This is a genomic window from Pseudomonas sp. N-1-13, assembly GCF_057787095.1.
Window position 1 is genome coordinate 2,079,859 of record NZ_JBYNRI010000001.1, and the last position, 11,657, is coordinate 2,091,515.

Here is an 11,657-nt window from a genome sequence, read left to right on the forward strand (position 1 = left end):
GCATTGTGCCCGAAAAAGGGGGTTTAAGCCAAGGGGTTCTAACTGAGGACGACCCATCTCTGGTTAATCAGCAATTCGATGGGGCGATATTGGGTCTTGTAATTCATTTTTTTGCAGTTTTTGATCCAGTAGCCCAAGTACACCGCTTCCAGCCCGAGGCGCCGGGCTTCGTTGATCTGCCAGAGGATGGCAAAACGCCCCAGACTGCGCCGTTCTTCGTCGGGCTCATAGAAGGTGTACACCGCCGAAAGCCCGTTGGGCAGCAGGTCTGTGACGGCGATGGCCACCAGTCGCCCTTCGAGGCGGAACTCATAGAAGCGGGAAAAGGGCAGGTCGCGGACCAGAAAGGTCGAAAACTGATCACGACTGGGCGGGTACATGTCGCCGTCGGCGTGGCGCTGCTCTATGTAGCGCTGGTACAGATCGAAATACTCCTCGCTGAACTGCGGCTTGGCTGGCCGGACCTGCAGGTCGGCGTTGCGCTTGAAAATCCGCTTCTGCTGGCGATTGGGTACAAACTGAGCCACGGGGATGCGCGCCGGAACGCACGCATTGCAATGTTGGCAATGGGGCCGGTAGAGATGATCGCCGCTGCGACGGAAGCCCATCTCCGACAGATCTGCGTAGACATGCACATCCATGGGCTGGCTAGGGTCGAGGAACAGAGTCGTGGCCTGCTCCTCGGGCAGGTAACTGCAAGAGTGGGGTTGAGTGGCATAGAACTTCAAGCGCGCCAACTCGGTCATGATCAACCCTCGGGAGTAAGCTTTGGATTAAGTGTAAGCCAGGAGCGCCATTGTCGCTCAGCAAACCCAGGTTGCGTGGTTGGGCTGGTCCAGATGCGCCTTGAGGTAGCCGGCAAACTCAGCCCTTGGGATCGACCGGGCGCCGAGGCTGTGCAGGTGTTCGGTGGGCATTTGGCAGTCGATCAGCACGAAACCGGCCGCTTTGAGATGTTGGACCAGGGTGGCGAAGCCGAATTTCGAGGCGTTATCGGCCCGACTGAACATGGACTCGCCAAAAAACAGCTGCCCCATGGCCAGGCCATACAGGCCGCCCACCAATATACCCTGGTCCCATACCTCCACTGAATGGGCGAAACCGCGTCGATGCAGCTCCAGATAGGCGGTTTGCATGGCCTCGGTGATCCAGGTGCCGTCAGCATAGTCCCGGGGCGCGGCGCAGGCCTCGATGACAGCGGCAAAGTCCTTGTCGAACGTCACGGCATAGCGTTGCTTGCGCAGGAGCTTGCCCAGGCTGCGCGATACATGCAGTTCGTCGGGAAACAATACGGTGCGTGGATCCGGTGACCACCACAAGATCGGCTGGCCTTCGGAGAACCACGGGAAACAGCCGTGGCGATAGGCCCGGATCAGCCGATCGGCGGACAGGTCGCCACCGGCGGCCAGCAAGCCATTGGGGTCGCTCAGGGCTTTGGCCAGTGGCGGAAAATCGAACGTGTTGCGTTGTAGCCAAGTCAGCATGGTCATCCGGGCTTGCAGAAGGGGAGGGCGGGTCTTGTGCGCAGACAAGAGGCCGCCTAAAGGTTAACCGTCAAACCACCGGAATGTCATCGAGATACTTCTCGGCGTCGAGTGCGGCCATGCAACCGGCGCCGGCCGATGTAATGGCCTGTCGATACACGTGATCGGCCACGTCGCCGGCGGCGAACACGCCTTCGATATCGGTTGCAGTGGCATTGCCCTCGCTGCCGCCGCGGACGATCAGGTAGCCGTCGCGCATTGTCAGTTGGCCCTGGAACAACTCGGTGTTGGGTTGATGGCCGATAGCGATAAACACGCCGGCCAGGGACAAGGTGCTGGTCTGGCCGGTCTCACTTTGGCGCAGACGCGCGCCGGTGACGCCGCTGGCGTCACCCAGCACTTCATCCAGATTCTGCTTCCAGTGCAGTTTCACATTGCCGTGGCGGGCTTTTTCGAACAGCTTGTCCTGCAGTATTTTCTCTGCGCGCAGTTTGTCCCGGCGGTGAATCAGGTGTACCTCGCGGGCGATGTTGGACAGGTACAAAGCCTCCTCAACCGCCGTATTGCCACCACCGACCACCGCCACTACCTGATTGCGGTAAAAGAATCCGTCGCAGGTTGCACAGGCGGAAACGCCCCTGCCGGCGAAGGTCTGCTCCGAGGCCAGGCCCAGGTATTGGGCTGAAGCGCCAGTGGCGATAATCAGCGCGTCGCAGGTGTAGGTGCCGCTGTCGCCGATGAGTTCGAAAGGGCGCTGTTGCAACTTGGCGGTGTGGATATGGTCGTAGACGATCTGCGTGTCGAAGCGCTCGGCGTGGCGTTGCATGCGTTCCATCAGCACCGGACCGGTCAAGTCCGTGACATCGCCGGGCCAGTTGTCGACTTCGACGGTGGTAGTGAGCTGGCCACCGGCCTGCAGGCCAGTAATGACAACGGGTTTGAGGTTGGCACGGGCGGCATAGACAGCGGCGCTGTATCCCGCAGGGCCGGAACCGAGAATGATCAGGCGTGAATGCTTCACTTCGCTCATAAAAACACCTCATAAGCCTTTGTCACGAAAGAGAATGCATGCTCCAATTGACGCCAACACAGCTGGTTTTTGGCTATGCTGTAGCCCATCGTGCGGGCAATGCCTTGGGGCTGACAAACCCGTACAATGCTTGAGTTTTGAACGCAGGAGAGGCAAAAGATCAAAATCTTCGGCAACACCTGCGGTTTTCTGGATGCACGTCACAGTGGTAAAAGTAGTACCGGTTGTGCACATTCACTTTTTTGCCTGCTCGTGATGAGCAGTTTTTTATAGTCATTCAACAGATGGACGCGCCTTTGGCGCAGGAAAAGAAGCGTTTTGAAGAAATCCACCGCAGCACCTAAAACAGTCGTTCCGCTCTGGCGCCAGCAATTGCACTACCGGCTCAAGGAAGGTGCGTTGATCGCCATCGGCGCCTTGTGCCTGTTCCTGATGATGGCCTTGCTGACCTATGGCAAGGACGATCCGGGCTGGAGCCACAACAGCAAGATCGACGATGTGCAGAATTTCGGCGGTCCGGCCGGTTCCTACAGCGCTGACATCCTGTTCATGGTGCTGGGCTATTTCGCCTACATCTTTCCGCTTTTGCTGGCGATCAAGGCCTATCAGATTTTCCGTCAACGCCACGAGCCCTGGCAGTGGAGTGGTTGGCTGTTTTCCTGGCGCCTGATCGGCCTGGTGTTCCTGGTGCTGTCGGGCGCTGCGCTGGCCCATATCCATTTTCACGCTCCCACCGGCCTGCCGGCCGGAGCGGGCGGTGCGCTGGGGGAAAGTCTTGGCGAGCTGGCCAAAAACGCCCTGAACATCCAGGGCAGTACGCTGCTGTTCATCGCCCTGTTCCTGTTCGGCCTGACGGTGTTCACCGATTTGTCATGGTTCAAGGTGATGGATGTCACCGGCAAGATCACCCTGGACCTGATCGAGCTGATCCAGGGAGCGATGAATCGCTGGTGGGCGGCGCGCACCGAGCGCAAGCAACTGGTGGCGCAACTGCGCGAGGTGGATGACCGCGTCCACGACGTGGTGGCCCCGACCGTCACGGACAAGCGCGAGCAGGCCAAGGTCAAGGAACGCCTGATCGAACGTGAACAGGCCCTGAGCAAGCACATGTCCGAGCGCGAGAAACAGGTGCCGCCGGTCATCACCATGGCTCCGGCCAAGGCGCCGGAGCAGAGCAAGCGCGTGCAGAAAGAGAAACAGGCGCCGCTGTTCGTCGACAGTGCAGTGGAAGGCACCTTGCCGCCGATCTCGATCCTGGACCCGGCCGAAAAGAAACAGCTCAACTATTCCCCCGAATCCCTGGCGGCCGTCGGTCACCTGCTGGAAATCAAGCTCAAGGAGTTCGGCGTCGAGGTTTCGGTGGATTCGATCCATCCGGGCCCGGTGATTACCCGTTACGAAATCCAGCCGGCCGCGGGCGTGAAGGTCAGCCGTATCGCCAACCTGGCCAAGGACCTGGCACGTTCTCTGGCCGTGACCAGCGTGCGGGTAGTGGAAGTGATTCCCGGCAAGACCACCGTGGGCATCGAGATTCCCAACGAAGACCGGCAGATCGTGCGCTTCTCCGAAGTGCTCTCCACCCCTGAATACGACAACCACAAGTCGCCGGTCACCCTGGCCCTGGGCCATGACATCGGCGGCAAGCCGGTCATCACTGACCTGGCGAAAATGCCGCACCTGCTGGTGGCCGGTACCACCGGTTCCGGTAAGTCGGTGGGTGTGAACGCGATGATCCTGTCGATCCTGTTCAAGTCCGGCCCGGAAGACGCCAAGCTGATCATGATCGACCCGAAAATGCTCGAGCTGTCGATCTATGAAGGCATTCCGCACCTGCTGTGCCCGGTGGTGACCGACATGAAGGACGCCGCCAACGCCCTGCGCTGGAGCGTTGCCGAGATGGAGCGCCGCTACAAGCTGATGGCAAAGATGGGCGTGCGTAACCTGTCGGGCTTCAATGCCAAGGTCAAGGAGGCCGAAGAGGCCGGTACGCCGTTGAGCGACCCGCTGTACCACCGCGAGAATATCCACGACGAAGCGCCGCTGCTGCACAAGCTGCCGACCATCGTGGTGGTGGTGGACGAATTCGCCGACATGATGATGATCGTCGGCAAAAAGGTCGAAGAACTGATCGCCCGGATCGCCCAGAAGGCCCGTGCCGCTGGTATCCACCTGATTCTCGCGACGCAGCGGCCGTCGGTGGACGTGATCACCGGCCTGATCAAGGCCAACATTCCGACCCGCATGGCGTTCCAGGTGTCGAGCAAGATCGACTCGCGGACCATCATCGACCAGGGTGGCGCCGAGCAGTTGCTGGGCCACGGTGACATGCTCTACATGCCGCCGGGCACCAGCCTGCCGATTCGTGTGCACGGTGCGTTCGTGTCCGACGATGAAGTGCACCGGGTCGTTGAAGCCTGGAAACTGCGTGGCGCCCCTGAATACAACGACGACATCCTCAACGGTGTCGAGGAGGCCGGCAGCGGCTTTGAGGGCAGCAGTGGTGGTGGCGATGACGATGCCGAAACCGATGCGCTCTATGACGAAGCGGTGCAGTTCGTCCTGGAAAGCCGCCGGGCCTCAATTTCCGCCGTTCAGCGCAAGCTCAAGATCGGCTACAACCGTGCCGCACGCATGATCGAGGCCATGGAAATGGCCGGGGTCGTGACGGCGATGAACACCAACGGTTCGCGCGAAGTACTGGCGCCGGGCCCGATGCGCGATTAATGACCTGAGCGGCCTGGCGACACGCCGCTCGACCTCCCACGACTTCAAGAGGACTCCCATGCGCCTGATTCGCATGTTGCTGTTGCCCGTACTGGCCCTGACCACCTTGTCGGCCCATGCCGATGAAAAGGACGTGGCCCGCCTGACCCAGTTGCTGGAACGTTCCCAGACCCTGACCGCTCGCTTCTCCCAACTGACCCTCGACGGCAGTGGTACCCAGTTGCAGGAAACCGCCGGTGAGATGGCCTTGCAGCGTCCGGGCCTGTTCTACTGGCACACCGATGCACCGGCTGAACAATTGATGGTGTCCGATGGCAAGAAAGTCTCGCTGTGGGACCCGGACCTGGAACAGGTCACCATCAAAACCCTGGACCAGCGCCTGACCCAGACCCCGGCGTTGCTGCTCTCCGGCGATGTTTCCAAGATCAGCCAGAGTTTCGACATCAGCTCCAAAGAGGCCGGTGGCGTGATTGACTTCACCCTCAAGCCCAAGACCCGGGACAGCCTGTTCGACAGCCTGCGCCTGTCCTTTCGCAACGGTCTGGTCAACGACATGCAACTGATCGACAGTGTCGGTCAGCGTACCAATATCCTGTTCACCGGGGTCAAGGCCAACGAGCCGATCGCTGCGTCCAAGTTCAAGTTCGACATCCCCAAGGGTGCGGACGTGATCCAGGAGTAAACATAAAGCCCCTGTCGGAAATGGCCTGTGGGAGCAAGGCTTGTGGGAGCAAGGCTTGCCCGCGATTGCATCGCCTCGGTCTACCAGACGCACCGAGGTGTCTGTATCGCGGGCAAGCCTTGCTCCCACAGATGCTCCCACAGATCTGCTCCGGTAGAGAGGATCGGCACCAGGACCCAGCGGAGGTTGCATAAGTAGTGATGGACCTGTTTCGAAGCGCCCCGATTGCCCAGCCATTGGCCGCCCGCCTGCGCGCGACCAACCTGGATGAGTACGTCGGCCAGGAGCATGTGCTCGCTCGCGGCAAGCCTCTGCGCGAAGCGCTGGAGCAGGGCGCGCTCCATTCGATGATTTTCTGGGGCCCGCCGGGCGTGGGCAAGACCACTCTGGCGCGACTGCTGGCGGAAGTCTCGGACGCCCATTTCGAAACGGTTTCGGCGGTGCTGGCCGGGGTCAAGGAAATCCGCCAGGCGGTGGAAGTCGCCAAGCAGCAGGCCGGGCAATACGGCAAGCGCACCATCCTGTTTGTCGATGAAGTGCACCGTTTCAACAAGTCGCAGCAGGACGCGTTCCTGCCCTACGTCGAAGACGGGACGCTGATCTTCATTGGCGCGACCACCGAAAACCCTTCGTTCGAACTCAATAACGCCTTGCTGTCCCGGGCGCGGGTCTATGTGCTCAAGAGCCTCGACGAGGCGGCGATGCGCAAGTTGGTGCACCGGGCGCTGACCGAGGAACGCGGCCTGGGCAAACGCCAGTTGAGCCTCAGCGACGAAGGCTTCCAGATCCTGTTTTCGGCCGCCGATGGCGATGGCCGGCGCTTGCTCAACCTGCTGGAAAACGCCTCGGACCTGGCCGAAGACAACAGCGAGATTGGCGTCGAACTGCTGCAAAGCCTGTTGGGCGATACCCGTAGACGCTTCGACAAGGGCGGTGAGGCGTTCTACGACCAGATTTCGGCGCTGCACAAATCCATCCGTGGCTCCAACCCCGACGCGGCCTTGTACTGGTTTGCGCGCATGATCGACGGCGGCTGCGATCCGCTGTACCTGGCGCGTCGAGTGGTACGCATGGCCAGCGAAGACATCGGCAATGCCGATCCCCGCGCCCTGAGCCTGTGCCTGGCCGCCTGGGATGTGCAGGAGCGCCTCGGCAGCCCGGAAGGCGAACTCGCCGTGGCCCAGGCCATCACCTACCTGGCTTGCGCGCCAAAGAGCAATGCGGTGTACATGGGCTTCAAGGCCGCGATGCGCAGCGCCACCGAGCATGGCTCCCTGGAAGTGCCGCTGCACCTGCGCAACGCGCCGACCAAACTGATGAAGCAATTGGGCTATGGCGATGAATACCGTTACGCTCACGACGAACCGGACGCCTATGCCGCCGGTGAAGACTATTTTCCCGAAGAACTCGAACCCCAGCCGTTCTATCAGCCGGTGCCCCGTGGCCTTGAACTGAAGATCGGCGAGAAACTCAATCATTTGGCACAACTGGACCGTCTGAGTCCAAGGCAGCGGAGAAAACCTTGATCCCCTTGATCCTCGCAGTCTCCGCTGGTGGCGTTGCCGGCACGTTGTTGCGCTTTGCGACTGGCAATTGGGTCAACGCAAATTGGCCGCGGCACTTCTATACCGCCACGCTGGCCGTTAATATCGTGGGCTGTCTGCTGATCGGCGTTCTATACGGTCTGTTTTTGATTCGCCCCGAGGTGCCCATCGAGGTGCGCGCGGGGCTGTTGGTCGGCTTTCTTGGCGGCCTGACGACTTTTTCATCCTTTTCACTGGATACGGTGCGCCTGCTGGAAAGCGGGCAGGTGCCGCTGGCCCTGGGCTACGCGGCTATCAGCGTATTCGGCGGGCTGCTCGCCACCTGGGCTGGCCTGTCCCTGACCAAACTTTGATAACGAGAGACCGACATGCTCGATTCCAAACTGTTACGTAGCAACCTTCAGGACGTAGCGGACCGCCTGGCATCCCGTGGCTTCGCCCTGGACGTCGCGCGCATCGAAGCGCTGGAAGAACAGCGCAAGACCGTCCAGACCCGCACCGAAGCCCTGCAGGCTGAACGTAACGCGCGCTCCAAATCCATCGGTCAGGCCAAGCAGCGCGGCGAAGACATCGCACCGCTGATGGCCGATGTCGAGCGCATGGCGGGTGAGTTGAGTGCCGGCAAGGTCGAGCTGGACGCGATCCAGACCGAACTGGATTCGATCCTGCTGGGTATCCCCAACCTGCCGCATGAATCGGTCCCGGTCGGTGAAGATGAAGACGGCAACGTCGAAGTGCGCCGTTGGGGCACGCCCAAAGTCTTCGATTTCCCGGTGCAGGATCACGTCGCCCTGGGCGAGAAGTTCGGCTGGCTCGATTTCGAAACCGCCGCCAAGCTGTCGGGCGCCCGTTTTGCCTTGTTGCGCGGGCCGATTGCCCGTCTGCATCGCGCCCTGGCGCAGTTCATGATCAACCTGCACGTCACCGAGCACGGCTACGAAGAAGCCTACACGCCTTACCTGGTTCAGGCGCCAGCCTTGCAGGGCACTGGCCAGTTGCCGAAGTTCGAGGAAGACCTGTTCAAGATCAGCCGCGAAGGCGAGGCCGATCTGTACCTGATCCCTACCGCCGAAGTGTCGCTGACCAACATCGTCGCGGGCGAGATCGTCGACGCCAAGCAATTGCCCATCAAGTTCGTCGCCCACACACCGTGTTTCCGCAGTGAAGCCGGGGCATCGGGCCGTGACACCCGGGGCATGATCCGTCAGCATCAGTTCGACAAGGTCGAGATGGTGCAGATCGTCGAGCCCTCGGTGTCCATGCAAGCGCTGGAAAGCCTGACCGCCAACGCCGAGAAAGTCTTGCAACTGCTGGAGCTGCCGTATCGGACCCTGGCGCTGTGCACTGGCGACATGGGCTTCAGTGCGGTGAAGACTTACGACCTGGAAGTCTGGATCCCGAGCCAGGACAAGTACCGCGAGATTTCTTCGTGCTCCAACTGTGGCGACTTCCAGGCCCGCCGCATGCAGGCGCGTTTCCGCAACCCGGAAACCGGCAAGCCGGAACTGGTCCACACCCTCAATGGCTCCGGCCTGGCCGTGGGCCGCACCCTGGTGGCGGTCCTGGAAAACTACCAGCAGGCCGACGGTTCGATCCGTGTGCCCGAGGTGTTGAAGCCCTACATGGGCGGCATCGAGGTCATCGGCTAAATGGACTATTTGCCACTGTTCCACAACCTGCGCGGCAGTCGCGTGCTGGTGGTCGGCGGCGGCGAGATTGCCTTGCGCAAGTCTCGCCTGTTGGCCGATGCCGGCGCGTTGTTGCGGGTGGTCGCACCCGATATCGAACCGCAGTTGCGGGAACTGGTCAGTGGCAGCGGCGGTGAATGCATCCTGCGTGGCTACGTGGAAGCGGACCTGGACGGCTGTGGCCTGATCATCGCCGCCACCGACGACGAATCGCTCAACGCCCAGGTGTCGGCCGACGCCCACAAGCGTTGCGTGCCGGTCAACGTGGTGGACGCACCGGCCCTGTGCAGCGTGATCTTCCCGGCGATTGTCGACCGCTCGCCGCTGGTGATCGCGGTGTCCAGCGGCGGCGATGCGCCGGTGCTGGCGCGGTTGATCCGGGCCAAGCTGGAAACCTGGATTCCTTCGACCTACGGGCAACTGGCCGGGCTGGCGGCGCGTTTTCGCAGCCAGGTCAAAGGGCTGTTCCCGGATGTGCAGCAACGCCGGGCGTTCTGGGAAGAGGTGTTCCAGGGGCCGATCGCTGACCGGCAGTTGGCCGGGCAGGGCGCCGAGGCCGAGCGCCTGTTGCGTGAAAAGATTGCAGGCCAGGCGCCGAATGCACCGGGTGAAGTCTATCTGGTGGGCGCAGGCCCTGGTGATCCGGACCTGCTGACCTTCCGCGCCTTGCGCCTGATGCAGCAGGCGGACGTGGTGCTTTACGACCGTCTGGTGGCTCCGGCGATCCTTGAGCTGTGCCGGCGTGACGCCGAGCGGATCTACGTCGGCAAGCGTCGCTCAGAGCACGCGGTGCCCCAGGAGCAGATCAACCAGCAGTTGGTCGATCTGGCCCGGCAAGGCAAGCGGGTGGTGCGATTGAAGGGCGGTGATCCGTTCATCTTCGGTCGTGGCGGTGAAGAAATCGAAGAATTGGCGGCCCATGGCATCCCGTTCCAGGTGGTTCCGGGCATCACCGCCGCCAGCGGCTGCGCGGCCTACGCCGGGATCCCGCTGACCCATCGCGATTATGCCCAGTCGGTGCGATTCATCACCGGTCATCTGAAGGACGGCACCAGTGACTTGCCGTGGGCGGACTTGGTGTCGCCGGCGCAGACGTTGGTGTTCTATATGGGGTTGGTGGGGCTGCCGATCATCTGCGACGAGTTGATCAAGCACGGTCGCGCGGCGGACACACCGGCGGCGCTGATCCAGCAGGGCACCACCTCCAACCAGCGGGTGTTTACCGGCACCTTGGCAGATTTGCCGAAACTGGTGGCTGAGCATGAGGTTCATGCACCGACCCTGGTGATCGTTGGGGAAGTGGTGCAACTGCGCGAGAAACTGGCGTGGTTTGAAGGGGCTCAGGGGCAGGTCTAGACAGACCGTGTCGCTCCAATCGCGAGCAGGCTCGCTCCCACCGTGATCGTGTACAACCGCAGATTCATGGTTGAACAACGATCACATATGGGAGCGAGCCTGCTCGCGATTGGCCTTCAGAATCAACAAAGATCCTGGATCAGTTCTCAACCCCCCGCCAAATCCCTTTCCCACTCAACCGCTCCCGATCATGGGCAACCCTGAAGTCCTGCTCCGGCCCCTTGGGCACGATTCCGTTGGGGTTGATGGTCTTGTGGCTGCCGTAGTAATGGCGCTGGATATGGGTGAAGTCCACAGTCTCGGCAATCCCCGGCCACTGGTACAACTCCCGCAACCAGTTCGACAGGTTCGGATAATCCGCAATGCGCCGCAGGTTGCATTTGAAATGGCCGAAATACACCGCGTCAAAGCGGATGATGGTGGTGAACAGGCGGATATCGGCTTCGGTCAGGTATTCACCGGCCAGGTAGCGTCGGGTTTGCAGCAATGCTTCCAAGCGGTCCAGCTCAGTGAACAAACCATCGAACGCTTCTTCGTAGGCCGCCTGAGTGGTGGCGAACCCGGCGCGGTACACGCCATTGTTCACTGCCGGGTAAATGCGTTCGTTCAATGCATCGATATCGTTGCGCAGGTGCTCGGGGTAGAGGTCCAGGTCGTTTCCGGTCAAGCCGTCGAAGGCGCTGTTGAACATGCGGATGATTTCCGCTGATTCGTTGTTGACGATGCGTTGTTGCCGTTTGTCCCACAGCGCTGGCACGGTGACGCGACCGGTGTAGTGCGGCGTATCGGCGGTGTAGCGCTGGTGCAGGAAATCCAGGTGATCGAGTTTGTCGCCAGTGGAGCCATGGCGCTTGTCGAAGGTCCAGCCGTTTTCCAGCATCAGGTAGCTGACCACCGAGACATCGATCAGGTCTTGCAGGCCTTTGAGCTTGCGATAGATCAGCGTCCGGTGGGCCCAGGGGCAGGCCAGGGATACATACAAATGGTAGCGCCCGGACTCGGCGGCAAACCCGCTGTCGCCCGTGGGGCCGGCGCTGCCGTCGGCGGTGATCCAATGGCGGCGTTGCGCCTGTTCACGCTGGAAGGTGCCGTCCTTGCTTTCATACCACTGGTCCTGCCAGCGACCTTCGACTAACAAACCCATCTCGA

At 61.3% G+C, this 11,657-nt stretch carries 10 protein-coding genes; 6 read left to right on the top strand and 4 right to left on the bottom strand.

What is annotated here, in order from left to right; all coding sequences use genetic code 11:
• Positions 1 to 38 precede the first annotated feature (38 nt).
• The 3 genes from AC3I65_RS09490 to trxB form a co-directional block, all read right to left on the bottom strand.
• The gene (locus tag AC3I65_RS09490; RefSeq protein ID WP_047227720.1) at positions 39 to 746 is read right to left on the bottom strand and encodes an arginyltransferase; all 708 of its coding nucleotides are present in this window, start codon (positions 744 to 746) and stop codon (positions 39 to 41) included.
• 57 nt (positions 747 to 803) lie between these two features.
• Positions 804 to 1,484: a leucyl/phenylalanyl-tRNA--protein transferase gene (gene aat, locus AC3I65_RS09495; protein ID WP_047227754.1), complete on the bottom strand. Its 681-nt coding sequence runs from the start codon at positions 1,482 to 1,484 to the stop codon at positions 804 to 806.
• A gap of 70 nt (positions 1,485 to 1,554) precedes the next feature.
• Complete coding sequence (trxB, locus tag AC3I65_RS09500) at positions 1,555 to 2,514, bottom strand: thioredoxin-disulfide reductase (RefSeq protein ID WP_107322300.1); 960 nt, start codon at positions 2,512 to 2,514, stop codon at positions 1,555 to 1,557.
• A gap of 318 nt (positions 2,515 to 2,832) precedes the next feature.
• On the opposite strand from trxB, the gene AC3I65_RS09505 reads away from it, so the two are divergent.
• The 6 genes from AC3I65_RS09505 (at position 2,833) to cysG (ending at position 10,508) form a co-directional block, all read left to right on the top strand.
• Positions 2,833 to 5,238, top strand: coding sequence for a DNA translocase FtsK (locus tag AC3I65_RS09505; protein ID WP_076385477.1), 2,406 nt, complete (start codon positions 2,833 to 2,835; stop codon positions 5,236 to 5,238).
• A gap of 58 nt (positions 5,239 to 5,296) precedes the next feature.
• The gene (gene lolA, locus AC3I65_RS09510) at positions 5,297 to 5,920 is read left to right on the top strand and encodes an outer membrane lipoprotein periplasmic chaperone LolA (protein WP_047227717.1); all 624 of its coding nucleotides are present in this window, start codon (positions 5,297 to 5,299) and stop codon (positions 5,918 to 5,920) included.
• A gap of 200 nt (positions 5,921 to 6,120) precedes the next feature.
• On the top strand, positions 6,121 to 7,446 hold the full coding sequence (locus AC3I65_RS09515; protein ID WP_047227716.1) for a replication-associated recombination protein A: 1,326 nt from the start codon (positions 6,121 to 6,123) through the stop codon (positions 7,444 to 7,446).
• Entirely contained in the window at positions 7,443 to 7,817 is a 375-nt protein-coding gene (gene crcB, locus AC3I65_RS09520) for a fluoride efflux transporter CrcB (protein ID WP_047227715.1), read from the top strand. The genes AC3I65_RS09515 and crcB overlap by 4 nt, the downstream gene beginning before the upstream one ends.
• Before the next feature lie 15 nt (positions 7,818 to 7,832).
• Positions 7,833 to 9,113 (top strand): serine--tRNA ligase, encoded by a 1,281-nt coding sequence (serS, locus tag AC3I65_RS09525; RefSeq protein WP_047227714.1) that lies wholly within the window; start codon positions 7,833 to 7,835, stop codon positions 9,111 to 9,113.
• On the top strand, positions 9,114 to 10,508 hold the full coding sequence (gene cysG / locus AC3I65_RS09530) for a siroheme synthase CysG (protein WP_076385475.1): 1,395 nt from the start codon (positions 9,114 to 9,116) through the stop codon (positions 10,506 to 10,508).
• A gap of 139 nt (positions 10,509 to 10,647) precedes the next feature.
• Here the strand turns inward: cysG and AC3I65_RS09535 are convergent, their stop codons facing one another.
• Positions 10,648 to 11,652 carry a glutathione S-transferase family protein gene (locus AC3I65_RS09535; protein WP_047227712.1) on the bottom strand — a complete coding sequence of 335 codons (1,005 nt, stop codon included), beginning with the start codon at positions 11,650 to 11,652 and terminating at the stop codon, positions 10,648 to 10,650.
• Between the last annotated feature and the right edge of the window lie 5 nt (positions 11,653 to 11,657).

What these genes read in the sequence shown, in the direction of transcription:
- AC3I65_RS09515 (WP_047227716.1), top strand. Translation starts at nt 6,121, where the DNA reads ATGGACCTGTTTCGAAGCGCCCCGATTGCCCAGCCATTGGCCGCCCGC.
- serS (WP_047227714.1), top strand. Translation starts at nt 7,833, where the DNA reads ATGCTCGATTCCAAACTGTTACGTAGCAACCTTCAGGACGTAGCGGAC.
- aat (WP_047227754.1), bottom strand. Translation starts at nt 1,484, where the DNA reads ATGCTGACTTGGCTACAACGCAACACGTTCGATTTTCCGCCACTGGCC.
- AC3I65_RS09490 (WP_047227720.1), bottom strand. Translation starts at nt 746, where the DNA reads ATGACCGAGTTGGCGCGCTTGAAGTTCTATGCCACTCAACCCCACTCT.
- AC3I65_RS09535 (WP_047227712.1), bottom strand. Translation starts at nt 11,652, where the DNA reads ATGGGTTTGTTAGTCGAAGGTCGCTGGCAGGACCAGTGGTATGAAAGC.
- trxB (WP_107322300.1), bottom strand. Translation starts at nt 2,514, where the DNA reads ATGAGCGAAGTGAAGCATTCACGCCTGATCATTCTCGGTTCCGGCCCT.
- lolA (WP_047227717.1), top strand. Translation starts at nt 5,297, where the DNA reads ATGCGCCTGATTCGCATGTTGCTGTTGCCCGTACTGGCCCTGACCACC.
- cysG (WP_076385475.1), top strand. Translation starts at nt 9,114, where the DNA reads ATGGACTATTTGCCACTGTTCCACAACCTGCGCGGCAGTCGCGTGCTG.